We start from the raw sequence: 26044 nt of genomic DNA, 5'->3' as shown, positions 1-26044 counted from the left end.
TCTACAGGGAAACGGGTGCGGTAGGAACAGCCGTCAGGTCGATAATGACATCGAGGCGAAAATCGTTTACTAGGCGGTCTAGCCGCTGGGCCAGAACCTTCTGCTCGGCGGGAAGTTGAGCAATTAGCTGGCGAACCTGACGATCGTTGGCGGCTTGAGCTGCCTGGTGAATTTGAGCCAGCCAGTCGGGGGCTAGAGTCTTGAAATCGGCTTGGCTAAGGGGGCGTTGGTCTCTGCTTGAGCTGTGTCCGTCAACACCATGGAGGCTAACGGTATCTGTTTTATCGTCGGCATGCCCGACTTCGGCGTATTGGTAGATGAGGTTAAGGCTGCAACCAATCTGTTCTAGTAGCTGATTGCGCTGGAGGGGCTTGGGCAACACAGCATTACAACCCGCTGCGATGCAGTCTGACTGCTGCTCTTCAAACACGCTAGCGGTAACGGCAACAATGACCGTAGCGCTCCCGCCGGGTAGCTGGCGCAGCTGGCGAGCTACGCCATAGCCGTCGAGTACGGGCATCCGCATATCGAGGCAGATGAGGTGGGGTTGCCAGGTTGTCCACAACGCGATCGCTTCTTCCCCCTGGCTGGCTTCGCGGACTTCAAACCCAACCCCTTCTAACCAGTGGCGCATGAGGCGGCGGCTTTCGGCCACGTCGTCTGCGACCAAGATGCGGTAGTGAGGCTGATGGGGGGCTAGATGCACAACTGACCGTTCTGCCTTAGTGGGTTCGAGCAGGGCTGTGGTCACCGCCCCGACGGGGAGACTCAGGGTAAAGGTAGAGCCCTTACTGGGCAGGCTGGTGACCGCTATGGTGCCCCCCATGAGTTGGGCAAAGTTGCTGCTCAGCGATAGGCCCAGCCCTGTACCCTCGGCGGAGCGTCGCCCCGATTGAGTTTGCTCAAAGGGCTGAAACAGGTAAGAAAGCTCGTCGGCGTCGATGCCGACGCCGGTATCTTGCACCGTAATTTCGAGCCAGTGGGTTTTGCTGTCACCGCTGTCGAGCATCAGGGCACTACCCCGCAGGCGCGATCGCACGGTGACGCGGCCCTGGGCCGTAAATTTGATGGCGTTGCTGATTAGGTTGATCAAAATTTGTCGCAGCTTACCCTCGTCGGCCCACAGCCGATGGGCCAGCGGCGGCGGCTGAACCACCTCAAGGCGAATGCCCTTGGCCTCAGCCTTGAGCTGCAACATATCGTCTACGGACTGAAGGAGATAGTGCAGATCGAAGGCCGCTTCGTCGAGGCTAATTTTGTTGGCCTCAATTTTGGCTAGGGACAGCACATTGTTGATTAACCCCAGCAGGTGATTGCCGCTGCGATTCACGATGGCAATTAAGTCGCGGTGGTCGTCGCTGAGGCTGTCGTCGTCATGCAGGATTTGGGTGAAGCCCAAAATGGCATTGAGGGGCGTGCGCAGTTCATGGCTCATGCTGGCCAAGAAATCGCCCTTAGCCTGGCTGGCGGCATCGGCGGCGCGCTTGGCAATTTCTAGGGCCTGGGCCTGCTGCTGGGTTTTGCGCAGCAGGTTGGCCTGTTGTACGGCGGTACCCAACTGTGCTCCTACCTGAAGCACCATTTTCACCTCGTGGCGAGTCCAGGTGCGAACCTGGTGGTGGGCATAAACCCCGAGTAGCCCCCAGAGCTGGCTGCCCGCAAAAATCGGCACGATGACGTAGGCGCGGATCTGCCAACGCTCTAAAAACTCTAGATAGCAGCTGTCGAATCCTTCGTCGTAGATATCGTTAACGCGGTGGTAGGTGCGGTCTTGGCGGTAGGTTTCGGCTTGGGTTTCTTGGAGGTAGGTGTCTTCTAACAGCAGATAGCCCTCGTCAAAGCCGCTGTTTTGCATCTCACGAGCACCACAGTCATCGCGATCGAGCAGCGATTGCCCCGTGGCCGGATCGGCCACAGTCGAGGGGGCCATGGGGTCAGCGAGGGCTTCGGCCACAACAGAGCCACTCCAGTTGTCATTAAAACGATAGATCCAGGCGCGATCGCAGCCGATCGCCTGCTGAAGTTCTTGGGTAGTGGCGGCAAAAATCGTCTCTAAATCGAGAGTTTGGCGCATGCGTTGCACAATGCGAATGACCGCCTTTTCGCGGTTGGCCACCGCTCGCACGGCGTCTTCGGCCTGCTTTTGAATCGTGATGTCGCTACAGGTGCAGACCACCCGTTCGATGTTGCCGACCTCGTTGAGCTGGGGGTCAACATTGACCAGCAGCCATCGCGGTGGGTCGGCGATCGCGGCCCTTACCCCCATAATCACGTCCCCGATCGGGGTCTTATGGGCAATGGCCTGCTGCACCGGCAGGTCATTGGGCGTAAAGGGGGTGCCATCTTCGCGGCAAATTATCCCCGCCTGACCAAACACCAGAGGCGCACCATCGGCTGTGGGCAGCAGCAAAAACTGCTGGGCTGCCCGATTGCTAATTAAAATCTCGGCCTTGGGGTTGAGCAGCAGTGCCCCTACCCCCATCTCGCGAATCAGGATACGAAAGCGGAGTTCACTTTGGGATAGCGCCTCCGTTTGCAGGCGCTGCCGAGTGAGGCGCTGGTTAATTCTCAGGGTGACGAGAATGCTCAGCAAAATCAGCCCCGCCCCCAACCCGACCGCTAGCGCCAGCCAGCGCCCCTCTAAATCTGGCCAAACTCCAGCGACTTCTATGGGGGTGGAGCTGACTAAAAACACTGTCCCCGCCATGCCGATGTAGTGTAGGCCGCCAATTCCCAAGCCCAAAACTAGTACTGCCAGGGGGGCGAGCCAGCGATCGCCCGGTTTAGATCGGCGACGCGCCTGGAGGCTTAAGCCCAGGGCAGCCGTCGAAGCCAGAATGGCAACGGCTACCGACAGCCCCACTAGGGGCCACCGAAAGCTCATGTGGGCGGGCATCTCCATCGCGGCCATGCCCGTGTAATGCATCCAGGCGATCGCTAGCCCCATCACAATGCCCGCCGCGCTCAGACTCGACCAGCTAAAGCCGATGCGGCTGACCAACCCTAGGGCCACCCCCGCCGCCAGCACCGCATACACTAACGAGAGCCCAGTAATGAGCAGATCGTAGTTGACCGACAGCGGTAGCTCAAAGGCCAGCATGGCCACAAAGTGGGTAGCCCAAATGCCGGTGCCCATGGCTAGGGCACCGCCCGTCAGCCAAGGCCACTGCCGCCATCCTGTTGCGGCCAAAATTTGCTGCCCTAGACTCAGCGTGGTGTATGAGGCCAGAATGGCAATTCCGAAAGACAAGCAGACTAAACCAGCGTTGTAATGACCAACAACCGTATAGGCCATCGTGGTAGTTTCAACCGAAGACTAAACATAGAATTGCCTAGATGCACATCTATCTTTCCCGAACTCCCTGTACCCTCACCACTCTTTTGTGTCGAAGAGCACAATTCTTTCGGAATAACAAAATTTTGATAAACCGAGCCTTAGCTAAGTTAATAAACGCACCACAACACCCTAATTTTAAGGCTTGCTATGCCTTTCGCCGAGGGAAACAGTAGTTGGTTATGGAGAACTAAATTATCGTTTTGACCTAAAGATATACATTCAGCATTTATGCTGAATCTCCGTAATTTCGCCCCCATCTTGAGGAAAACATGTTTTAGGATGTTTGCCCCCTCCCTTTAGGAAGATGCCATCAATCCTAGTTCCAAAACTACATGCGCTCTAGCACCCGAATGCCCAATAGTGAAAGGCCCAGGTTCAGAGTTTTGGCCGTTAGATCACAGAGCAGCAGGCGCGAGGTGCGCTGGGGTTCTGCGGCCTGAAGCACAGAACAGCGATCGTAGAATTGGTTGAACTTTTGGCTCAGCTCAAATAGGTACTGACAGAGGCGACTGGGGTATAAATCCTGCGCTACCTCTTCCAGCACCTCGTCGAGCTGGAGCAGGTGGCGGGCAAGGGCAAACTCGCTGTCGTCTTCTAGGTGGATGCGGGCTTCGGCGGGCAGGTGGTCGAAGTCGATGTCGCCCTTGCGGCTAATGCCCTGCACGCGCACGTAGGCGTAGAGCATGTAGGGGGCAGTGTTGCCTGCCAGCGCCAGCATTTTGTCAAAGCTAAAGATGTAGTTGCTGGTGCGGTTTTGGCTCAGATCGGCGTACTTGACCGCACCCAGGCCCACCGCTTCGGCCACGTCTTGAATAAATTCCTCCGTTTCCTGCCGCTCTTCGGCTTGAATGCGAGACTCCAGGTCGGTGCGGGCGCGGCTGACCGCTTCATCCAGCAGATCCTTCAGCTTCACCGTATCGCCGGAGCGAGTTTTAAACTTTTTACCGTCCTCACCTTGCACTACGCCAAAGGGCACGTGGGTCAGCTCGACGCCGTCGGGAATCCACCCTGCTTTGGCCGCGACTTGAAAGACCTGGGCAAAGTGGCTGCCCTGTCCCGCATCTACTACGTAGAGCACCCGCTCCGCCCCATCCTGCTGGGTGCGGTAGCGGATGGCAGCTAAGTCAGTGGTGGCATAGTTGTAACCGCCGTCGGTTTTTTGGATGATCAGCGGCAGTGGGTCGCCGTCTTTGTTGGTAAACCCGTCGGCAAAAACTACTTTGGCCCCTTGATCTTCCACCAGCAGCCCAAGGGATGCCAAGTCCTTCACTACGTCGGCTAGCAGGGGATTGTAGAAGGATTCGCCGCGCTCTTGGATTTGGATGTCGAGGCGATCGTAGAGCTTTTGGAACTCGTGGCGAGACTGGTTGCAAAGGGTTTGCCAGGCTTTGGTGGCGATCGCATCCCCCGCCTGCAACCCTACTACCGCCTCACGGGAACGGGTTCTGAAGTTGTCGTCGTCATCAAAACGTTTTTTAGCCTGCTTGTAGAAAGCTACCAGGTCGCCAATATCGACCTTGGAGTCAGCTTCTAGTGCCTCGGGACAGGCTTCCTTGAGATGGGTAATCAGCATGCCGAACTGGGTGCCCCAATCGCCCACGTGGTTGAGTCGCAGTACGTCGTTGCCCATGAACTCCTGCACCCGGGCAATGGAGTCGCCGATGATGGTCGATCGCAGATGCCCCACGTGCATTTCTTTGGCAATGTTGGGGCTAGAGAAATCGACAATTACTTTTTGGGGAGTCTTCACAGGCTCTACTCCTAGGCGAGGGTCGGCCTGCATCGCCCGCAGCTGGTCTTCTAAATAGGCCGTTTTGAAGCGTAGGTTGATAAAGCCGGGGCCAGCAATTTCGGGCGGTTCGCAGAGGTCGCTGATGTCGAGCTGCTCGACGATTTGGGCGGCGATCGCCCTAGGATTTCCCTTGAGTGGCTTGGCGAGCGACATGGCCAAGTTGGCCTGGTAGTCGCCAAACTTAGGGTTACTGGTGGCCACCAGCATGGGGTCGGTACCCGCTAGGTCTGCACCAAAGGCGGCGACCAAAGCCTGGTCAAACCGGGCGGTAAGTTGTGCAAGTGTAGACTTCATGGTGTGTTCTAACCCCGTTGCGCTCCAAAATAATCCCTAAATATTGATTGGCCTATGCACCGTCACCCCTTGATGACTGCCGCTGCGATCGCGGCCCTGCCCGAATCCACCTTTGTCCATCCCCTCAATCCTAGAGCAATCCGCCATGGCAGGTCGCTGGGCGATGCCGTCGGGTTTGAGCACATTGGCGTTCACCTGGTGCGGGTCGAGCCCGGCCACGATTCAACCCAATACCACGTCCACCAGGCCGAGGAGGAATTTATCTACATTCTCTCGGGGCGAGGGCTGGCGGAAATTGGTGACGAGACCGTGGAGGTCGGCCCCGGCGATTTTATGGGCTTTGCCGCTGGCGGGCTGGCCCATAGCTTGAGCAACCCCTTTACGGAAGACCTAGTGTACCTGGTCGGCGGCATGCGGCTGGAGTTTGACATTTGCGATTATCCCAAGGTCAACACTCGCCTGTACCGGCGAGGCGACCAGCGCGACTACGTGAATTTGTCAGAATGAATGACTCACGCAGCTTGAGAACTAGATCTCTCACTGGGCCAAGGGCTCTACCCATGCTGTCGTCGCGGTGGATGCCCCTGCGTTAAAGCCTAATGAAACTGGACTGCGATCGCCCGATCGTATTTAACCCAATATCCCGTTTACTGGAGCGGCCCTAAAAGCGGTGAAAGACCAGCTCGCCAGCCTCACCTGTGCCTACGTAGCAGCTCACTGGTAGACCTGGGGCAAGGGACGGAATTGGGTGCTGGGCGATCGCGCTGAGGGCTATATCATCGTCTCCGCTCCGGCTAACGCTCCTATTCAAACCGCTACACTAAAACCTTAGCAACCCTGAAATTGTGTCCATTTACCTATGCCAAAGCCTCTAGATATCGATGATTTTCTGCAAGGCTCTGGCCCAATTCTTGACGTGCGCAGCCCAGGGGAATTTCACCAGGGGCACATTCCTGGCGCGATTAGCTTTCCCTTATTCACCGATGCAGAGCGCGCCCAAGTAGGTACTTGTTATAAGCAGGTGGGGCGAGAGTCAGCGGTAGAGCTGGGCTTTGACATTGCTGGCCCTAAGTGCGGCGAGTTTGTGCGTGCCGCCAAGGCCTTGGCCCCCGAGCGCCACCTGCGAATTCACTGCTGGCGCGGTGGCATGCGCAGCGGCGGCATGGGCTGGATTTTGGAACTGGCGGGGTTCAGTGTCCACCTCCTTGATGGTGGCTACAAAGCTTACCGTCGTTGGGTGCGGCAGACCTTAGCAACGCCCAAACCGATTGTGGTTTTGGGCGGGATGACGGGCAGCGGCAAGACGCTGATTCTTCAAGAGCTGGCCGCTTTGGGAGAGTCAGTATTAGATCTAGAAGGCTTGGCCAACCACCGGGGCAGCAGCTTTGGGGCGCTGCTGCTGCCGCCCCAGCCCTCGACTGAGCACTACGAGAATTTATTGGCAAACCAATGGGCGCAGTTCGGAAACGATGGTCAAGGACTGGCCCCAGAGGGCCAACGCCCCATCTGGCTAGAGGCCGAAAGCCGCCGGGTAGGAACCTGCCGGATTCCCGACGAGCTGTTTGTGCAGATGGATGCGGCTCCGGCGGTGGAGGTGGTGCGATCGCTCGATGAGCGCCTTGACCTGCTGGTAGAGATCTATGGCGAAGCATCCACGGAGAGTTTGGTGGCGGCGACGGAGCGAATTCGGAAGCGACTGGGGGGCGATCGCACCCAGGCAGCCATAAATCACATCCAGTCGGGGAACCTGCGCGCCGCCTGCGCCATCATTCTGGACTACTACGATCGCGCCTACCGCCACGACCTAGAGCGACGCCCTAGGAATATTCCCCAGATTGACATTAGCGGTCTTTCTCCTGCTGCCAGCGCCCATTACCTGCATTTAATTGAAAAGATTTCCCACGTTGACGCCTTAGTAGATGCTCCGTTAGAAGTCTCCGAGGAATTGAGACCATAACCACTGGCGCTGAACCATTGCATCTATCTCACTAAAAACGCCAGCACCATGGCAGAGTTGCCAGTGCTGGCGTTGGTATGAGTTGCTATTGGGCGGTGAGCCATCCCAACCGAGGGTTAATGTTGGCTTAACGTCGTTCTAGGAATTAGGCTCGGTGGTTACGTTATCAGCGCCATCTACCGTGAGGGCAACTTTCTTTGCCTGCTCCAGCACGCCTTCAGCATCGGGGTTGTACTTCAGCACCACGGTGGAGCCGGTTTGAGCCACCCAGAGGCCAACCGTGTCAGAGATATTGGCTTGGTCGAGGGCCAGAGCTACACGCTTGGCCAAACCGCTCTCGTCGAACTCACCATCAATGCCCACCTTGGCGGGCTCGATAGAGGCTTTAGTCGCCGCTTGCTTCACGTCAATCTTAGGGGCGGCCTTAGCTTTTTCTTCTTCTTTCTTGCCGAACAGTTTGCCTAGAAAACCCATGACATATCTCCTGAATGAATCGGACCGGTTTCGCTCTGTACAGACTAACTTTGGCTAAAGCTCTTCATGCCTTTGCCAAAGGCTGTAGCCGCACTGAGCTGAAACGTACCAGAAAATCGTAAAGAATCGGTAAAGATCTGGCAAGAGCCGCCGGATACAGTTGCCAACTCAGTCTTCAGGAATATTTCGCTGAAGTCTGGGGCAGAGGCTTTGGGCTAAGATAGAAAGCTGGCAACGCATTCGCCATCGTTTTCATCACTACTGCTTTACCGTATATCGCCCGCAGGTCTGCCATGAGTAAGGGTACGCTGTTCGACAAGGTTTGGGATTTACACACCGTAGGTACCCTGCCCTCTGGGCAGACTCAGCTGTTTATTGGGCTGCACCTGGTGCATGAGGTCACCAGCCCCCAGGCCTTTGCCATGGTGCGCGAGCGCGAGCTCACGGTGATGTATCCTGAGCGCACCGTCGCCACTGTTGACCACATCGTGCCCACCGAAAGCCAGGCCCGCCCCTTCGCTGACCCCCTGGCCGAGGCGATGATGCAGGCTCTCGATCAAAACTGTCAAGAACACGGCATTCGCTTTTACAACATTGGCTCGGGTAGTCAGGGCATTGTGCATGTGATTGCCCCCGAGCAAGGGCTGACCCAGCCCGGCATGACCATTGCCTGTGGCGACAGCCATACCTCGACCCACGGAGCCTTTGGGGCGATCGCCTTCGGTATTGGCACCAGTCAGGTGCGCGACGTGCTGGCGTCCCAAACTCTGGCCCTTGGCAAGCTCAAGGTGCGCCGGGTGGAGGTCAATGGCGACCTGCTGCCTGGGGTGTACGCCAAAGACGTGGTGCTGCACATCATTCGCAAGCTCGGGGTGAAGGGCGGAGTGGGCTATGCCTACGAATTTGCTGGCAGTGCGATCGAGGCCATGTCGATGGAAGAGCGCATGACCCTCTGCAACATGGCAATCGAAGGGGGGGCGCGCTGCGGCTACGTCAACCCCGACCAAATCACCTACGACTACCTCCACGGGCGCGACTTTGCACCCCAAGGGGCCGCCTGGGATGAGGCCGTGACCTGGTGGAATACCCTACGCAGCGACCCCAACGCCGAGTACGACGACGTGGTTGTGTTCGACGCCGCCGACATTGCCCCCACCGTGACCTGGGGCATTACCCCTGGCCAGGGCATTGCGATCACCGAATTGCTGCCGCTACCCGACAGCCTGCCCGACGAAGAGCAGGTGCTGGCCCAAGACGCCTTTGCCTATATGGATTTCACCCCCGGCCAAAGCCTGAAGGGCACCGCCATTGACGTGTGCTTTATCGGCAGCTGCACCAACGGGCGGATCAGCGATCTAAGGGAAGCGGCCAAGGTGGTGCAGGGTCGAACCGTGGCCGAGGGGATAAAAGCCTTTGTGGTGCCTGGCTCTGAGCGAGTGAAGCAGCAGGCCGAGGCCGAAGGGCTAGACCAGGTGTTTACCGCTGCGGGCTTTGAGTGGCGCGAGGCAGGCTGCTCGATGTGCCTGGCCATGAACCCCGACAAGCTCCAGGGTCGGCAGATCAGTGCTTCATCCTCTAACCGCAACTTTAAAGGACGCCAGGGCTCGGCCTCGGGCCGCACCCTGCTGATGAGTCCGGCGATGGTGGCAGCGGCAGCCCTGGCCGGACAGGTGACCGATGTGCGCGACTATTTGTCCCCCGCCTGACAGCCCGCCTACCTGATGTAGATAACCGTCAGCACTCCCTACTCATCTATAACCTTGGGACAAAGGTATTGCACATAGCCAAAAATCTGGCGATTAGTGCGGTAAATCACAAACGTTAACGAACTATTTGCCTGGGCTTAACCTTGACTGGGGGGTTCCTTAATTTCAGCCGTCGAAGATGGGTCTGGGCAGGCTGCTAGCATTAGCCAGAATCCAGTCATTCAGGATGCCTGGTTTTTGGGATGTTGCGATCGCCCCCAAGGGCCGTCCTAACCCCCTCTTCTCGCTGGCAGCCTACCCGGGCGAACTCTAGGTACCCCCGTGTCTGCAATCGCAACCTCTGCTGCCCCCAATCCCACCATTGATTTCCGCAGTCATCAAACCTTTATTCAGATCCTAGAGCAGCTCTACCGCGAGCGGGCTCTCGTGCCCTTTGTGGCAGGGCGGCCCATTCCTCTACGCAGTAATGAGGTGCTGATTATCTGTCGGGGGATTGTGCAACTGTTCACCATTCAGCACGACGGCAGTGAAACGCTACTGGGCCTGGCTGGGCCATCGATGCCCGTCGGCCTCCCCTTGACCACCGTTGATCCTTACTGGGCCACCGCCCTCACCGATGTCGATGTGCTGTCGTTGCCCATGGCCGAAATTGAAGGTTCGTCGGTGCTAATGGCGGGCATGTTTCGCAATTTAACTTTGAGAATGCAGCAGGCCGAAGCCTGGCTGGCGCTTTCAGGCAAGCGCCTGGTGGCCGATCGCCTCAAGCACTTTTTGCTGATGCTGGCCAAAGATTTTGGCCATGTCGAACCCAGTGGCATTCGCATTCCCATGCGGCTGACGCACCACCAGTTGGCTACCGCCATCGGCACCACCCGCGTCACCGTGACTCGCCTGCTGAAAGACTTTAAGGCCGAAGGCTGGCTGACCATCGACCAACGCCAGATCGTGCTTCAACTTGACCCTCGGTTTCCGGCCAATCAACTCTTAAACCCGATGGTGCAGCGCTGCTAGGAAAACGCCCGGCGAATTTGCCCCAACGGCTAGGCGGGATTAGGGGCGATCGCATTCCAGGGCCGCCAGGGCGATCGCCGCTGGGTAGATACGGTGCTCTTGCTGCTGAATGCGAGCCTGAAGCGTCGCGGGGGTATCGCCGGGCTGCACTGGCACCACCGCCTGCATAATCATCGGGCCGCTGTCTACCGCAAGCTCGACCTGGTGTACGGTGCAGCCTGACACCTTTACCCCTGCCGCCAGTGCCTGCTCGACCGCTCGCAGCCCCGGAAAACTGGGCAGCAGACTGGGGTGAATGTTCAGCACCCGCTGGGGAAACGCGTCAATTAATACCGATGTCACACAGCGCATCCAGCCCGCCATAATCACCCAGTCAACCCCGTGGACACGGAGCGTTTCCACAATATCGTGGTCTAAGGCCTCACGGCTGGGGTACTGGCGGTGGTTCAACAGCACGGTGGGCAGATCAAGGCGGGCCGATCGCTCGGCTACCATAGCCTTGGGGTTGTTGTACACCACTACTTGTATCTGAGCGTGCAGATCACCCCGACTGATAGCTTGGGCGATCGCTTCTAGGTTGCTGCCGTTGCCCGAGGCCATCACTCCTAGTTTGAGGGGCCGCTCAAACTGGGGCCAGGGGTTGGGCAGCGGTGGCGAAATCAGGTTGGGAGCAGTCTCTGGCATAGCATCGAGAATTGGGGAAATGAGGTCTATCATATGACAACATAAAAAACCCCTACCCTAGGGGCGAAGGAGCGCAGTTGGTAAAGCAGAGCATACGGCTAGGCCTGGTTTTTTTCTTGGGCCTGGCGATCGCGTTGACCCTCTCCTTCAGCCTCAGCAGTCAGGGGGCAACACCCCAGATTTCTCCAGCGGTGGAACCGGCTCCTGGCGTTTTTTCGGCCCAGGTCAGCGAGCCCTCCCCCGATGAGTCAGCTCCTAATGACGGGGCAGAACCCGTTAGCCCCAAGTCCTTTGAAGAGACAGTCAAGGGGCTGGCCGTCTCCCAAGGGTTGTTTACGGTTTACCACGATCTTGAGCTCAATCGAGCCTTTTTAGGGCTAAAGCCTGCCCAGCTCAACCAAAACCTGCTGTTTATTGCCACCCTAGAATCAGGGGTTGGCGAGGCCGGGCTGTTTCGAGGCTGGCCCGTCAACGATCTTATGGTTCAGTTTCGCCAGATTCCTGACAACCGCTTGCAGGTGGCGGTTCCCAACACGTTGTTTCGCAATTCGCAGCCCCAGGCTCAGCAGCTGCTGCGAGAATCCTTTAGCGATTCGGTGGTGACGACGCTACCCATTCAGGCCATTGATGACGAAACGGGTGAACTGCTCATCGACCTCAAAGACTGGCTGATCACTCGTGACCCTGCTAACTTGGTAAGCCAGTTTCCCTCAGTGCTGGGCAGCTACGCCCTCAACGCCGACGCCTCTTACCTGGGGCCGGTCAGAGCTTTCCCCGATAATGTCGAGCTGGAGACCGTACTGGGCTTCTCGGGCGGGGCCAGCTCTGACTCACCCTTCTTTTTTGGGCTCGAGGGCATCCCCGACAGCCGAGGGTTTAACCTACGGGTACGCTACAGTCTCTCAGTCATTCCCAATCACCCTACCTTTCAGCCCCGGCAGGCCGACGAGCGGGTGGGGTATTTTCTCACGACCTACCAATCGCTAGGTCGCCCCGGCATTGCCGACCCCTTCGTACGCAACATTCACCGCTGGCATTTAGAAAAACAAGACCCCACCGCCGCCCTCTCGCCCCCCAAAACGCCGCTGGTCTTCTGGATTGAGAACACGACGCCTGAGGAATACCGCGCGGCCATTCGCGACGGCATCGAGTGGTGGAACGCTGCCTTTGAGCAAGCTGGCTTTACCCAAGCGATCGAGGTGCGCCAAATGCCCGCCAACGCCGACTGGGACCCAGCCGATGTGCGTTACAACGTAATCCGCTGGTCAGACTCGCTCTACTCTGAATACGCAGGGTTTGGGCCTGTGCGAGTCAACCCCCTGACTGGTGAAATTCTGGATGCCGACATTCTGCTCGATGCTAGCGTTGTGCGCGACCTCACCCTGCAGTACGACACGCTGGCCGATCGAGGAGCGCTTGCTAGGGATGAAATGGCGTTGTGCGGCCATCCTCTGGGCGATCGCCTGATAGCCCGGCTCACCGCCCAAGCCGCTGAAGGCTCTGCCTCACCCCAACTCGGCACCCTAGATCACTGCGCTAGCCTACGAGCCTCCCGTGCCAATGCCTTTGGCTCTCTGGCCATCGCCACCCTAGCGCCACCGTTTTCAACCCGTGACGCCAAGGCGGCTTACCTAGAGCAATTTTTGCGAGAGCTAACTGCCCACGAGGTGGGTCACGTGCTGGGGCTACGACACAACTTTTTGGGCAGCACTCTGCTGTCTCCCGCCGACCTCAATAACCCGGCCATCATCCAGGCCCAGGGCATGACCGGCTCCATCATGGACTACACGCTCCCTAACCTGGCCCCCGTTGGTCAGCCCCAAGGCGACTACTTCCCGACTCGGCTCGGCCCCTACGATCGCTGGGCTATTGAGTATGGCTATCGCCCAGTCACCAGCCGCGCCACCGCCCAGCGCGAGCTTCAGTCCATTGCCGATCGTGCGGCAGATCCGGCCCTGGCCTACGCCACCGAAGAAGACGCCTACACCATGGTCGACCCTAAGGCCAACCCCTGGGATATGAGCAGTGACCCTCTGGGCTATGCCGAGGGCCAAATGGCGATCGCCCAGTCCATTTGGGATCGCCTTGACTGGTTTTCGGTCAACCCCGGCGAGGGCTATGGCCAACTGCGGCAGTGGGTAGATCTGGTGTTTTTCCACTACGACCTACAGGCAATGATTATCTCTAACTACATTGGGGGGCAGCGCTTTACCCGCACCGACCCCTGGAGTTCTGGCGGGCGGGCTCCCTTCGAGTCCATAGGGGCAGCGGAGCAGCGGCGCGCCCTGGCTGTGCTCAACCAGCAGGTATTTGCCCCCGATGCCATCGCCTTATCCCCAGAACTGGTCAACCGCCTAGCTTCCGATCTCTGGTCGCCCTGGGGGGAAGATCTGTCTAGCGATCGCCTCGACTACCCGATCTACGATCGCATCGTGTCGACTCAGGCATTCACCCTTAGCAATCTGCTGGAGGGCGATCGGCTGCTGCGCCTGCGCGACAGCGAACTCAAATATCAAGGGCCAGATTCCTTTACCCTAGCTGAGCTGTTTGACACGTTGAGCCAGGCGGTTTGGGCCGAAGTGCTGAGTCCACCCACTGAGGCAGCGCCCATTTCTAGCCTGCGACAGGGGCTGCAGCGCCATCACCTCAACACCCTCACCAGCCTAGTGCTGCGCAACCACCGCTCCGGTGAAGGTGTCACTGACCTTTTGGGCTTTGTTGCCCAAGAGGCCACCTTTGGTGCCCCCGAAGAAGCCCGAGTGCTGGCCCGCTATCAGCTAAGGCAGCTTCAAGGGGCGATCGCCCGTCACCTCAACCGCCACGCCCAGCGGCTTGATCTGGCGACCCTGGCCTACCTCGAAGATGTCAGCGATCGCATCGTCAAGGTGCTAGATGCTCCCCTGCGGGGGCAATAGGCCCAAGCCCGATCGATGAAGATTCAATGATTTTCCTGAAAACGTGGCGAAATACCCCACCCCCCAAGGTGCTATTGTGGATCGGGCAATATAGCCATTGTCATCGCCGCCTCTAGATCGCTGTTTTTCGCCTAGATTTTCGGCAACCCCAGGGCTGGCTACACTGCTCTCCACCCTCACCAATGTTGACCATTGTCAGGGTCGTCGTCTACTGCTTCAGGCCTGTTTTACCTGGGCACACTGAATTCACTAGTATTTTGGTCGTTCCACGGGTTATCCATGCTGAGTGCGTTAGTCGCTTTCACCCTTTCCCCGCTGTTTGCTCAACTACCGCCGGGTGAAACCACCCCAGCCCCAGAGGCCAAAACCGTCGTCATTCCCCGCGACGGTAGCTATGCCGAGGTGATTCGTTACCAGGAAGTGCGCCCCCTCCCCGGCGGCCTGGACGAAACTCCTGTGTTCAACAGCAACAGCCCCGAAGTCGTGCAGCAGAACGGCATTCTGCTGTCCACCTTTCCTAAGGACGGCATGGCATCCCCCGATGCCCATCTCAACTATGCCTTTAATGGCCGCTTCGATCTCTTTGCCCACCACATTGCCCGAGGGGCAAACGCTGACGATCGCCGCACTCTGTTTATGGGCGTTTTGGTATATAACCCCGGCAGCGAACCGATCGACATCACCATCCATCAGGGAGTCAGCTACCTCAGCCAAGAGGCTCCCTTTATCGACCTGCCCGACGCTCGCCTCAGCTCGAACGGCAATGTCTACGCTGGCCCCGGCAGCCGCACCACCACCGACATTTTGCGCGGAGCCAACCAGTCCCACTGGCCCAATCGCATCACCGTGCCCCCTGGCCATGTGCAACTGCTGATGAACACCCCCATCCCGCTGCGATCGCTCACCGTACCGGTCAACGGCAGTCATCCCCAGGGAGCTGTGATTCCCAAGCCTCCCATCCGCCCCGTGACGCTGACCGCCGCCGATGCTCAAATCAATCCTGAAACTGGCGAAACTGGCGCGGCTGCCCTACCCCGTCCCCTAGCCCCGCGCCCGATTCCCAGCAATGGCCGCACGGCTATGATGTATCTCTCCAGCAGCGGCCCGGTGCATGTGGCCAGCCTGGCGCGCTATGCCGACGTGATGCCCAACGGCAACGAGCGCGTGCCTACCCTGCAAGACTGGCTTCAGGTGCTCAAGCAAGGCAACCTAGCTGGCCCCCGCGACATTCCTCCCTCTGACCCCGAGACCTATCGGTTTGGGCGGTTTTACTACGGTCGAGTAGCCGGGGTGGCTAAGGGTGCTAGCTGGAAGGCCACGCTCACCGACTCCCCCGACACCGACGTGTTGACGATTCCGGCCCCCGGCAATGCCTTCTCCTACGTGATTAGCTCCGTCGATCGCAACACCTTTGGCACCGGACAAATCCAGAGTGCTCCTATGGTGGCCCGTTACCCCGACACGGCCTACCGCGCCCACGGCAACTACGGCGTGCGCTACAGCCTCAAGCTCCCCTTTTACAATAATCGGGGCGTCGAGCAAGCCATTACTCTCAAGTTTCAAACCCCGATTCGCGATGAGGAATTGGTTCAGGGGCTGCGCTTTCGTCGTCCTCCCGAAGACCGGGTGTTCTTTCGAGGCACGGTGCGGCTGAAGTTTAGAAATCAGATGGGGCTAGAGCGCACCCACTACGTTCACCTGGTGCAGCGCCGGGGGCAGGAGGCTGAAGCCCTGCTCAAGCTCAACATTCCTGCCGAAGCCCGCCAAGATCTAGAGGTAGATCTGGTCTATCCTCCCGATGCCACTCCGCCCCAGGTGCTCACCGTACTCAATGGCGGCGTGCCCGAAATGTTTGAGGCTGAGACCATTGAGTCCCCTAATACCCCTGCCCTCAGCCGCGATCTCCTGCGAAACTAACCTGCCGTGGACTACTTTTTTATCGAAAAGTTCACTTGGGCTGCCTGAAACTGGGAGGGCAGCCGTCGTCGCTATCGCCGAAGGGGCCGAGTCCGCCGGGTGGGCTAATAGCCGATGGGTTAGGGAACCTCGCTGAAATTGTTGGTGGAAGTTAGGAAACCGTTTTAAGGCTCTGAGGTGCGACTAGCAGGTTGTCAGTGGTTCCCCAAAAGCTCAAAATTTGGCTGGCTACAGGATGGGGATGCCTGGCATGAAAAAAGTGACGGCCTGGAAATAAAGCTGTGCGATCGCTTCCCTTGAGCCACGGCTGCCATCCCTGAATTTGAGTCGGATCAACGATAGAATCTGCTTCGCCACCACAAATGAGCAGGGGCACCGCTACGCTGCCGGGGCAGAGGCTAACCCGCTTCAGCAGCGAGTGAGGCGATACCGAGTGCAGCAAATCCTGCTCTAACAGGTTGACCCAGCCAGGCACCAAAGGCCGTGCCTGGTGGCCAAACAGGCTATAGACCATTTGGGTCAGCACCTGCCGCCGCTGGCAGGGCAAGCGTTCGAGTTGGGCGTAGTAATGGGCTTGCCAATCGACCATCGGGTTAACGCCTACCGAGAGCAGCGTTAGCGACTTGACCCGATGGGGGTTTTGGCGAGTGTAGAGCAACCCCACCAGCCCGCCTAGACCGTGTCCCATCAGGTGTACTGGCCGGTTGTGACCTTTGAGGTAATCGTGCAGCAGGGTAACAGCAATATCCAGGGAACTGGGCTCATCGGGGGTTTGACGGTAGGCCCAATGGGCAACTTCGACATGGCGGGCTAGGCGGCCCAGCAGCTTGTGATCAAACCGCTCAAAACTGGGGCTGACGTTGAGCCACAGGGCATCGGGGCAGGTGGAAAGGGTCATAGGGGCGTAAGGGGGTGAGGGGTGGGGAGGGGGGTAAGACGGTCAGGGGAAGGGCACAGCGCACCGCCACCTAGATACCAAAGGCCAATTTCAGCTGGGTGACCCAGGCTTTGATGCGATCGCCCGTCAGTTCCGGCTGATTGTCTTCATCCAGGGCCAGCCCGACAAACCTGCCGTTATGCACTGCCTTAGAGTCGCTAAAGTCATAGCCATCGGTGGGCCAGTAGCCGACGGTAGTGGCTCCCAGCTCGGTAATTTTCTCGGCCAAAATGCCCATGGCATCTTGAAAATTGTCGGCGTAGCCCACCTGGTCGCCTGCGCCAAAATAGGCGACCTGCTTGCCGCTGAAGTCAATCTCGTCCAGCTCGTCATACAGACCCTCCCAGTCCGATTGCAGCTCACCGATATTCCAGGTGGGGCAGCCGATAATTAGGCAGGGGTAGCCGATAAAGTCGTCAGGGCTGGCATCGGCGACATCGTGTAGCGTGACCACGCCATCGCCACCAAATTCCGCCTGAATCGCCTCGGCGATCGCTTCGGTATTGCCGGTCTGGGTGCCAAAAAAGAGGCCAATCTTAGTCATGGGAAACCTTGTCCTGAATGAATGAAACTAATGGAACCTTGAAAGACTGCTCGCTAAAGCTGACGGCCCATGGGCCGGTCATAGCTGGGCGATCGGTTGGGCAACACTGCTCTGATTTGCCCAACCGGTCGTCAACGCAAGGGGTCGCAACAGCAGAGGCAGAGGGTTGCAGTCATAAATGAAGAGGAAAGGGGGGCAGGATGTTGGAGCCCTATAGGTGCCCCCCAAGAGAGGAGAAGTTAACCCAACGCTGAAGCTAGGATTCGACGACGCTCAGGGCCTTTTCTGCCCGGCGAAAGTCAAACCCGATGGCGCGCAGAGCATGCCACAGACGGCCCTGCAAGAAGAGAAGCGCCAAAATAAAGCAGGCATTACCGGCCCACCAGTCATAGGCACTTCGGGATTGCCATCGGTTTGCATAGCTAACGAATCCTTACTAAAGTCAGAATCAATACGACGCTTATTGAGAAAGAAACTCAATAAAAAGATTTGACCATAGATCGGAATGATTCTCAATAGTAAAAGATTAAGTTTTATTGCGCTTGCTGGCAAGCGGGTCTTGAAGTTTGGTGCAAGGGGTGGCGCAGGAATATTTCTGCCACTAGTCAGTCCTTCGAGTCGGCTGCAGCCGACTCGAAGGACTGAAGCTATTGATTTCTGGTATCAACAAAAATGGCTAAAGCGATCGCCTCTATGCCGTTCACAAAGCACAAGATGAGGCGATCGCCTCTCCCGGCACTACCGAGACTCGCTATTGAGAAAAGTCGTATTCCCGAATCTCTAAACGGCAGTCATCTTGTAGATTGAGGGCGCGCTTAATTGGATTAATGTCCCTAAATCCTTCCGCTCCCTGCTGCCTCAGGCTAGTCTCAAATCGTTCGGCGAACTGCGACGCACAGGGGCTGCGGCTGGCTCTCAGGCGCTCTAGGGTGGCCAGGGTCGTATTCATGTCCCAGACTTCTACAGAGTTGTGCAGCTGTTCCCACAGGCGATTTTCCTGACTACTAGAAGCCGTTCGGAGCTGGTAGCGATCCAAAATGCGGTAGGCCAGCCAAAAGCTGGCGCTCAAGATTGCCGCCATACCTAGGGAGATTAAGCAGCCAGCCAGGGGGGTGCGCCGGGTCAAACGCCCCGGCGGTTGGGGCAGCGGCTCGGCATTGATCTGTCGGTAATAATCCACGAACTGAGGCATCTGATCGAGAAACCAAATCTCAATGCCCTTGGGCTGAATTTGCTCAGCAATGGCCTGGGCAGATTCCCAGTCGGTCTCGGGGGTGAGCCCAGCAATCACCGATCTCTGGTCAGGGAAGTGCGGCTGGTGGAGCTGAATGTTGTCGACCGTTGTCCACAGGTCGGGGGGGGTGAGGGTGGGAGGGCAATAGATGGCATAGGCCGGCGTGAGCAGGTCTACATTTCCCTCCTCGGGGCAGGGCACCTGGTAGTGAACGCTGTGGCCATAGTCTTCTAGCCAGCGCCCTAGCGCGGTTCGGAGGTCTTCTGCAGTGGCAAGCTCTAGGGCAACGGTCACGATCGATCCAGGGAAATGTAGTTCTTATGTACCAATATTAAAGCGAGATCTGGTCTTGAGATCGAAAATCGCTAGAACATTGAGCTGATAGCAGGTTGATTCTGCAACAGTGCTGCAATGATAAAGCGATTCTTTAAAGTGGTTCCGCTATTTTGCGGGTCAACCCCAGCGATTTGCCGAACTGGATTCTAGACTATAAGATAAGATTAAGTAATGTAAATAATCTCTAAGGAAAAACTATTGCTTGTAATTTTTGCTGCTGGTGGTTCATCTCACCCATAAAGCCGATTTGGCCAACAAATGACTAACCCGACCCGTTTCCTACGGTTCTCCCCACTGCTGAGTATGCGTGCATCTACGTAAAGTATTAATAACCCATTAGGCCCATATTCATGCTTCGGGGGTCCATGGCCCCGACATTAGCTACAGTCGCAGCCCGTTCTTGCCCAGTCAATTTCGGCCCTCTGTCACTCCTCACGCCATTGGTACTGATTTAACTGCCATGTTTGAACACTTCACAAATACCGCGATCGCCGTCATCATGAAGGCCCAGGAAGAGGCCCGCCGACTGCGCCACAACTTTGTCGGCACCGAGCAACTGCTGCTGGGCCTGATCAAAGAAGAATCGACTCTGTCGGCTAAAGTGCTGGGCGAGTTTGGCGTCAACATCAACGACGCCCGCGCCGAGGTCGAAGCTATCATCGGTCGCGGCAGCGGTAGCGTGCCCCCCGAAATCCCCTTCACGCCCAAGGTCAAGCAGGTGTTTGAGCAGGCTTTTCAAGAGGCCCGCAAGATGGACTCACCCTACATCGAGCCCGAGCATCTGCTGCTCAGCCTTTGCCAAAACACCGAGAGCGTCGCCTATCGGGTGCTCACCAACCTGGGGGTTGACCCAGCTAAAGTTCGCACCCGCATCATTCAAGACATTGGCGAAGTGGCTGCTACGCCCGCTGGTGGTCGCCGTGAGAGCGATCGCGACGGCTCCCGCAAGACCGGCAAAATTCTCGCCGAGTTTGGCCACGACCTGACGGCCCTAGCCGCTGCTGGTAAAATTGACCCCGTCGTGGGTCGCGCTAAGGAAATCGAGCGCGTTGTGCAAATTCTCGGTCGCCGCACCAAGAACAATCCTATTTTGGTGGGTGAGCCCGGGGTGGGCAAAACGGCGATCGCCGAGGGCCTAGCCCAGCGCATCGTCAACCAAGACGTGCCCGAAGCGCTGATTACTAAGCGCGTCATCAGCCTCGACATGGGCTCCCTGGTGTCGGGCACCCGCTTTCGGGGCGATTTCGAAGAGCGCCTCACCCAGCTCGTGCAGGAAGTGCGCGAAGATCCCGATGTGGTGCTGGTGATCGACGAAATTCACACCCTGATTGGGGCTGGCTCCCTCGAAGGCGGGCTCGACGCCGCCAACATGCTCAAGCCCGCCTTGGCGCGGGGCGAGATGCAGTGCATTGGCGCTACCACCATTGATGAGTTCCGCAAATATATTGAGCGCGATGCCGCCCTAGAGCGCCGCTTTCAGCCCGTCACCGTCAGCCCGCCCTCAGTGAGCGAGACCATCGAGATTCTCCAGGGGGTGCGTAGCCGCTACGAGCAGTTCCACCAGGTGAACTTTACCGATGCGGCCCTAGAGGCTGCCGCCAAGCTGTCGGATCGCTACATTAGCGATCGCCACCTGCCCGACAAAGCTATCGACCTGCTCGATGAAGCGGGCTCCCAGGTGAAGCTGCGGTTCATGCCCAAGTACCCCTCTAAGGAACTCAAGCAGCAGCTGCGTCAGGTGAACAAAGAACTAGATGAAGCCATTCAGCTGCAAGAATTCCCTAAGGCCAAAACCCTGCGGGAGCAGCGTCAGGCGCTGATTCAGCAGCTCCAGGCCGACATTCCTGAGTATGGCGAGGCCGTGGTCGACAGCCTGCCCGCACTGCCCAACGTTGATGAAGACAACATCGCCGACATCGTCGCCGCCTGGACAGGTATTCCGGTGAACCGGATGACCGAAACCGAAGCCGTGCGCCTGCTGCACCTCGAAGACGTGCTCCACGAGCGGGTGATTGGCCAGCACGAAGCCGTAATGGCGGCTGCCAAGTCGATTCGGCGGGCGCGATCGGGTTTGGCCAGCGGCGATCGCCCCATTGCCAGCCTGGTGTTTTCTGGCCCCACTGGGGTCGGCAAAACCGAGCTATCTAAGGCCTTAGCCGTGGCGCTATTTGGCTCCGAAGAGGCGATGATTCGCCTCGATATGTCGGAGTTTATGGAGAGCCATACGGTGTCGAAGCTGATTGGTTCGCCTCCGGGCTTTGTGGGCTACGACGAAGGCGGTCAACTGACCGAGGCGGTGCGTCGCCAGCCCTACAGCGTCATTCTGATGGATGAGATTGAGAAGGCTCACCCCGAGGTCTTTAACGTACTCTTGCAGGTGCTTGATGACGGGCGACTGACCGATGCTAAGGGGCGGGTGGTGAGTTTCAAGAACACCCTGATCATCATGACCTCAAACATCGGCTCCCAGGTAATTGAGAAGGGCGGTGCTGGTCTCGGCTTTGACTTTGCCACCACCGACGCGGCCACCAGCCAATACAACAACATTCGCAATCTTGTGAATGAGGAAATGAAGCAGTACTTCCGCCCGGAAATGCTGAACCGAATCGATGAGATCATCGTCTTCCGTCAGCTCACCCGTGACGAGGTCAATCAGATCGCCGATCTCATGCTAGAGCAGGTGAATAAGCGCTTGGCCGATCGCCAGATGCAAGTAACCCTGTCCGATGCCTTCCGCACGCGGCTGGCGGGTGAGGGCTACGACCAGCGCTACGGGGCTCGTCCTATGCGCCGCGCGATCGCACGCCTAGTCGAAGACACCCTGGCCGAGGCGATTCTATCTGGCACTCTGGAGGAGGGCGATCGTGGCCACCTCGACATTGACGAGGCCGGTAATCCCATTGTTACCCCCCAGCGCCAGCCAGCTCTGGTAGGATGACCCTGGACGTTGCTGCCAGCCTGCCGAACCATGGTGAATCTACCCCCCGACCCGCCCAACCCGTCTGATGCCAGTCGCCGCGTCAGCGACACTGCGCCCCAAGCGCGTCGTGCCCTTGAGCCTGATGAGCTGCTGGCGGTGGTGCTGGCCTTCTTGGGTATAGGCTCCATCCTATGGTGGGGCTTAACCCGCAGCCAGGGGCTACTGGCCGATCCGGACTTGCTGTCGCGTCGGGTTGAGGAGCCGTCTTCCCTCACCCAGACAGCACCGGAGGGGACGGAGGAAGATTTTGAACCGCGCACCTTTGAACGAGGCGATCGCTCCCGGCAAGATCCCGCCGCTGGGCCACCGAGTTTTGGCCCTGAAGATCAGCGCACCTCAGTAGTCCCCAGGGAATCCCCATCGGGTGTTGTGGTTCCAGTTAATCCTACTGAGGTGCCGAGCGACCCCTCCACAGAGGTCATCGGTACCACTCAGCCCCTTGATATTTCTGACGTGCCGACTACCCACTGGGCCTACCCCTTCATCAAGCCCATGTTTGATGGCGGATACTTGCCCGATTTTCCTGAGAGTAGCTTTCAGCCGGATCAACCCCTGACCCGAGCTGAGCTAGCGGCCCTCCTCAGCCAGGCTTTTGGTGATGTCCCCCGGGAGGGATCAGTGCGAGATTTTGTCGATGTACCCAGCAACTACTGGGCAGCTCCTGCGATCGACAGCGCCATCTCCCAGGGCTTTATGAACGGCTATCCCGAAGGCGACTTTCGCCCCGATCAGGCGGTACCTCGCTACGAGGTGCTGGTTTCCCTAGCCTCGGGTCTGGGCCTGGCTGACCCGCCCGCACCAGACCAAACGCTGCAAGCCTTTGTTGACCTCGGCCCTCTGCCCGCTTGGGCTCGGCCCAAGGTGGCTGCCGCCGCCGAAAACGCCCTGGTGGTGAACTACCCCAACCGCGATCAGCTCAAGCCAGCCCAGGCGGCTACCCGCGCCGAGATTGTGGCGATGATTCACCAGGCTTTGGTGCAGCAGGGTGAGCTACCGGCTGTGGAGTCGGAGTATACGGTGCCATAGCACAATTTCCTATGCCTTGATCCCACCGTCTGATAGACTGGGAAATCGAGATGGGGAACGCGAAACCCACTAAATATAGGCAGTTTGGAGGATTGATCCCGTGGAAAGTACCCTCGGTCTTGAGATTATTGAGGTTGTCGAACAGGCTGCGATCGCATCGGCCCGCTGGATGGGCAAAGGCGAAAAAAACATCGCTGACCAGGTGGCAGTCGAAGCCATGCGGGAGCGCATGAACAAAATTCACATGCGCGGTCGCATCGTGATCGGCGAGGGTGAGCGGGACGATGCTCCAATGCTCTACATCGGTGAAGAAGTGGGCATTTGCACCCAGCCCAACGCTACCGATTTCTGCAACCCCGACGAACTGCTGGAAATTGACATTGCCGTTGACCCCTGCGAAGGCACCAATTTGGTTGCCTACGGCCAAAACGGCTCTATGGCCGTGCTGGCAATTTCTGAGAAGGGTGGTCTGTTCGCCGCGCCCGACTTCTACATGAAGAAGCTGGCGGCTCCGGCCCAGGCCAAGGGCAAGGTTGACATCAACAAGTCGGCTACCGAAAACTTGAAAATTTTGGGTGAGTGCCTCGATCGCGGCATTGATGAGCTGGTGGTAGTGGTGATGAAGCGCGATCGCCACAACGACCTGATCAAAGAAATCCGCGATGCCGGCGCCCGCGTCAAGCTGATTGCTGACGGCGACGTTGGTGCGGCCATCTCCTGTGCCTTCTCAGGTACCAATACCCACGCCCTGATGGGCATCGGTGCGGCTCCTGAAGGGGTGATTAGTGCTGCGGCCATGCGCTGTTTGGGTGGCCACTTCCAGGGTCAGCTGATCTATGACCCTGCGGTAGTCAAAACCGGCTTGATTGGCGAAAGCAAGGAAGCCAATATTGCCCGTCTCAACGAAATGGGCATCACCGACATCGACAAAGTCTACGATGCTCACGAGCTGGCCTCAGGTGAAACCGTGCTGTTTGCTGCTACCGGCATCACCCCCGGCGAACTGATGGAAGGGGTGCGCTTCTTCCATGGCGGCATGCGAACCCAGTCGTTGGTAATCTCTAGCCAGTCCAAGACCGCTCGCTTTGTGGACACCATCCACATGGTTGACCAGCCCAAGGCTCTCCAACTGCACTAGGTGCTCATAGACCTGGCAGATGCTTGATGTGATCCCCCCTTACCTCCTTCAAGGAGGGTAAATGAGGTTGCCCTAGACAGCACACCTCTGGGGGGCTAGTCCTGGCAAATAAACACCGACGGGCGCAGAAAGCGTCTTAGAGTACGGGTTAAATTCGTTAGCCTAGAGATGCGGGATCCTCGCATCTCTTTTTTTGGCCTTGTTCACAGTTTTTGATGGACTTTTGTTGAGTTTCCTTGAGTCGAGTCCTGTTTATCTCTAAGTTCGAACATATTGGCAATTGTGTATGCAGCAACCTTGGGGCGGCCATTTACAGGCGACCAGGCTCCCCCGAAGGATCTGTCAACACCATAAAATTAGGTGACTACTAAACGCGTGGAGGAAGAATGAATATCGCCGTAATTGGCCTGAGCCACAAAACCGCCCCGGTGCAAATTCGCGAAAAACTTAGCATTCCGACGGCTCAGACAGGTGACGCGATCGCCCATCTCACCCACTGTCCCCACATCGACGAAGTCTCCATCCTCAGCACCTGCAACCGGCTCGAAATCCACATCGTGACCGAGGAAACCGAGCAGGGCATTCGTGAAGTAACTCAGTTTCTCTCCGAGCACAGCGGTTTGCCCCTCCACGAGCTGCGCCAGCACCTGTTCATCCTGCTGCATCAAGATGCTGTCAACCACTTAATGCGGGTGGCCGCGGGCCTCGACAGCCTGGTGCTGGGTGAAGGGCAAATTCTCGCCCAGGTGAAGCACGCCCACCAGCTAGCCCAGCAGCACAAGAGCATTGGCCGGGTGCTAGACCGCCTGCTGAAGCAATCCCTCACCGCTGGCAAGCGGGTGCGCAGCGAGACCAGCATTGGCACTGGGGCCGTCTCTATTAGCTCGGCGGCGGTAGAGCTGGCCCGCATGAAGGTGCCCCATCTGAACAGCTGCCACATTAGCATTCTGGGCGCGGGCAAGATGGCTCGCCTGCTGGTGCAGCACCTAGTTTCTAAAGACTCCGCCTGCACCATCACCATTCTCAACCGCACCATCGATCGCGCCAACGAGCTGGCCAAGCAGTTCCCCGATGCCAACATTTGCACTGGCACCCTCGACCTGATGCTGGAGACGGTGGAAGCCTGTGATGTGGTGTTTACCTGTACTTCGGCCACTGAGCCAATTCTGGATCGCGACAATCTGGCTCCGTTGGTCAACAATCGCACCCTGATGGTGTTCGACATCTCGGTGCCCCTCAACGTTCACACCAACGCTAACGAGCTGGACAATGTCCATGCCTTTAACGTCGATGATCTGAAGGCCGTAGTGGCCCAAAACCAGGCCAGCCGCCGCCGTATGGCTATGGAGGCCCAGGTGCTGCTCGACCAAGAGGTGGAGAGTTTTATGGACTGGTGGCGTTCCCTCGACACTGTGGGTACGATCAGCAGCCTGCGCAGCAAGGTTGAGACCATCCGTGAGCAGGAGCTAGAGAAGGCTCTGTCGCGCTTGGGCAGTGAGTTCGCCGAAAAGCACCAGGAAGTGATCGAGGCGCTGACTCGGGGCATCGTCAACAAAATCCTCCACGACCCTATGGTGCAGCTACGCGCCCAGCGAGACATTGAAGCTCGCAAGCGCGCCATGCAGACCCTACAGGTGCTGTTTGACCTAGAGACCACTTCCAACGAGAAGTACAGCTAGCGTTTAGCAATCGAGTTTCCAGTGTCAGCTAACTCATATCCCAGGGCCTTAGCAGCACTGGGATTTTTTGCTGCTACCAGAAC

Annotated in this window: 17 protein-coding genes; 10 read left to right on the top strand and 7 right to left on the bottom strand. The window is 57.9% G+C overall.

The genetic code is table 11. From position 1 onward, the window contains the following. Position 1 precedes the first annotated feature (1 nt). The gene (locus H6G07_RS08500; RefSeq protein ID WP_190740702.1) at positions 2–3250 is read right to left on the bottom strand and encodes an MHYT domain-containing protein; all 3249 of its coding nucleotides are present in this window, start codon (positions 3248–3250) and stop codon (positions 2–4) included. A 415-nt stretch (positions 3251–3665) separates the two neighbouring features. Further along, complete coding sequence (gene argS, locus H6G07_RS08495) at positions 3666–5423, bottom strand: arginine--tRNA ligase (RefSeq protein WP_073607793.1); 1758 nt, start codon at positions 5421–5423, stop codon at positions 3666–3668. A 54-nt stretch (positions 5424–5477) separates the two neighbouring features. Between argS and H6G07_RS08490 the strand changes: the two genes are divergently transcribed. Next, entirely contained in the window at positions 5478–5930 is a 453-nt protein-coding gene (locus H6G07_RS08490; protein WP_073607794.1) for a cupin domain-containing protein, read from the top strand. Positions 5931–6282: 352 nt separating this feature from the next. Further along, the gene (gene mnmH, locus H6G07_RS08485; protein WP_073607795.1) at positions 6283–7380 is read left to right on the top strand and encodes a tRNA 2-selenouridine(34) synthase MnmH; all 1098 of its coding nucleotides are present in this window, start codon (positions 6283–6285) and stop codon (positions 7378–7380) included. 138 nt (positions 7381–7518) lie between these two features. On the opposite strand, the gene H6G07_RS08480 is transcribed toward mnmH, so the two are convergent. After that, positions 7519–7854, bottom strand: coding sequence for a hypothetical protein (locus H6G07_RS08480; protein WP_073607796.1), 336 nt, complete (start codon positions 7852–7854; stop codon positions 7519–7521). 293 nt (positions 7855–8147) lie between these two features. Between H6G07_RS08480 and leuC the strand changes: the two genes are divergently transcribed. Both leuC and H6G07_RS26875 read left to right on the top strand, forming a co-directional pair. Further along, complete coding sequence (gene leuC / locus H6G07_RS08475; protein ID WP_073607797.1) at positions 8148–9560, top strand: 3-isopropylmalate dehydratase large subunit; 1413 nt, start codon at positions 8148–8150, stop codon at positions 9558–9560. 321 nt (positions 9561–9881) lie between these two features. Continuing rightward, positions 9882–10571, top strand: coding sequence for a Crp/Fnr family transcriptional regulator (locus tag H6G07_RS26875; RefSeq protein ID WP_084172993.1), 690 nt, complete (start codon positions 9882–9884; stop codon positions 10569–10571). Between the two features lie 39 nt (positions 10572–10610). Here H6G07_RS26875 and purN read toward each other — a convergent pair whose 3' ends face one another. Beyond that, complete coding sequence (gene purN / locus H6G07_RS08465; RefSeq protein ID WP_139296984.1) at positions 10611–11255, bottom strand: phosphoribosylglycinamide formyltransferase; 645 nt, start codon at positions 11253–11255, stop codon at positions 10611–10613. Positions 11256–11332: 77 nt separating this feature from the next. Here purN and H6G07_RS08460 point away from each other — a divergent pair, with 77 nt between their 5' ends. After that, on the top strand, positions 11333–14170 hold the full coding sequence (locus tag H6G07_RS08460) for a zinc-dependent metalloprotease (RefSeq protein WP_084172995.1): 2838 nt from the start codon (positions 11333–11335) through the stop codon (positions 14168–14170). 279 nt (positions 14171–14449) lie between these two features. Then, entirely contained in the window at positions 14450–16087 is a 1638-nt protein-coding gene (locus H6G07_RS08455; protein WP_073607799.1) for a DUF3370 domain-containing protein, read from the top strand. A 151-nt stretch (positions 16088–16238) separates the two neighbouring features. Here H6G07_RS08455 and H6G07_RS08450 read toward each other — a convergent pair whose 3' ends face one another. The 3 genes from H6G07_RS08450 to H6G07_RS08435 all read right to left on the bottom strand — a co-directional run bounded on the left by H6G07_RS08450 (position 16239) and on the right by H6G07_RS08435 (position 19096). Continuing rightward, positions 16239–16985: an alpha/beta hydrolase gene (locus tag H6G07_RS08450; RefSeq protein ID WP_073607800.1), complete on the bottom strand. Its 747-nt coding sequence runs from the start codon at positions 16983–16985 to the stop codon at positions 16239–16241. 70 nt (positions 16986–17055) lie between these two features. Then, positions 17056–17568, bottom strand: a complete 513-nt coding sequence (gene fldA, locus H6G07_RS08445; protein WP_073607801.1) for a flavodoxin FldA — start codon at positions 17566–17568, stop codon at positions 17056–17058. 751 nt (positions 17569–18319) lie between these two features. After that, positions 18320–19096, bottom strand: a complete 777-nt coding sequence (locus tag H6G07_RS08435; RefSeq protein ID WP_073607802.1) for a hypothetical protein — start codon at positions 19094–19096, stop codon at positions 18320–18322. 502 nt (positions 19097–19598) lie between these two features. Here H6G07_RS08435 and H6G07_RS08430 point away from each other — a divergent pair. From H6G07_RS08430 to H6G07_RS08415, 4 genes are all read left to right on the top strand, one after another. Further along, positions 19599–22076 carry an ATP-dependent Clp protease ATP-binding subunit gene (locus H6G07_RS08430; protein WP_073607803.1) on the top strand — a complete coding sequence of 826 codons (2478 nt, stop codon included), beginning with the start codon at positions 19599–19601 and terminating at the stop codon, positions 22074–22076. Positions 22077–22106: 30 nt separating this feature from the next. After that, on the top strand, positions 22107–23144 hold the full coding sequence (locus tag H6G07_RS08425) for an S-layer homology domain-containing protein (protein WP_084172997.1): 1038 nt from the start codon (positions 22107–22109) through the stop codon (positions 23142–23144). 100 nt (positions 23145–23244) lie between these two features. After that, on the top strand, positions 23245–24282 hold the full coding sequence (glpX, locus tag H6G07_RS08420; RefSeq protein WP_073607804.1) for a class II fructose-bisphosphatase: 1038 nt from the start codon (positions 23245–23247) through the stop codon (positions 24280–24282). A gap of 386 nt (positions 24283–24668) precedes the next feature. After that, complete coding sequence (locus H6G07_RS08415; protein ID WP_073607805.1) at positions 24669–25961, top strand: glutamyl-tRNA reductase; 1293 nt, start codon at positions 24669–24671, stop codon at positions 25959–25961. Positions 25962–26044 lie beyond the last annotated feature (83 nt).

The organism is Phormidium tenue FACHB-1052 (assembly GCF_014696675.1).
In the GTDB taxonomy this organism is placed as follows: domain Bacteria; phylum Cyanobacteriota; class Cyanobacteriia; order Phormidesmidales; family Phormidesmidaceae; genus Nodosilinea; species Nodosilinea tenuis_A.
The sequence above is the reverse complement of the archived record's forward strand: the minus strand, read 5'-3'. Positions and strand labels throughout refer to the sequence as shown.

Coding starts and splice junctions, on each gene's coding strand:
- fldA (WP_073607801.1), bottom strand. CDS start 17,568: ATGACTAAGATTGGCCTCTTTTTTGGCACCCAGACCGGCAATACCGAA.
- H6G07_RS08480 (WP_073607796.1), bottom strand. CDS start 7,854: ATGGGTTTTCTAGGCAAACTGTTCGGCAAGAAAGAAGAAGAAAAAGCT.
- H6G07_RS08415 (WP_073607805.1), top strand. CDS start 24,669: ATGAATATCGCCGTAATTGGCCTGAGCCACAAAACCGCCCCGGTGCAA.
- mnmH (WP_073607795.1), top strand. CDS start 6,283: ATGCCAAAGCCTCTAGATATCGATGATTTTCTGCAAGGCTCTGGCCCA.
- argS (WP_073607793.1), bottom strand. CDS start 5,423: ATGAAGTCTACACTTGCACAACTTACCGCCCGGTTTGACCAGGCTTTG.
- H6G07_RS08430 (WP_073607803.1), top strand. CDS start 19,599: ATGTTTGAACACTTCACAAATACCGCGATCGCCGTCATCATGAAGGCC.
- H6G07_RS08490 (WP_073607794.1), top strand. CDS start 5,478: ATGCACCGTCACCCCTTGATGACTGCCGCTGCGATCGCGGCCCTGCCC.
- purN (WP_139296984.1), bottom strand. CDS start 11,255: ATGCCAGAGACTGCTCCCAACCTGATTTCGCCACCGCTGCCCAACCCC.
- H6G07_RS08455 (WP_073607799.1), top strand. CDS start 14,450: ATGCTGAGTGCGTTAGTCGCTTTCACCCTTTCCCCGCTGTTTGCTCAA.
- H6G07_RS08425 (WP_084172997.1), top strand. CDS start 22,107: ATGGTGAATCTACCCCCCGACCCGCCCAACCCGTCTGATGCCAGTCGC.
- H6G07_RS08450 (WP_073607800.1), bottom strand. CDS start 16,985: ATGACCCTTTCCACCTGCCCCGATGCCCTGTGGCTCAACGTCAGCCCC.
- leuC (WP_073607797.1), top strand. CDS start 8,148: ATGAGTAAGGGTACGCTGTTCGACAAGGTTTGGGATTTACACACCGTA.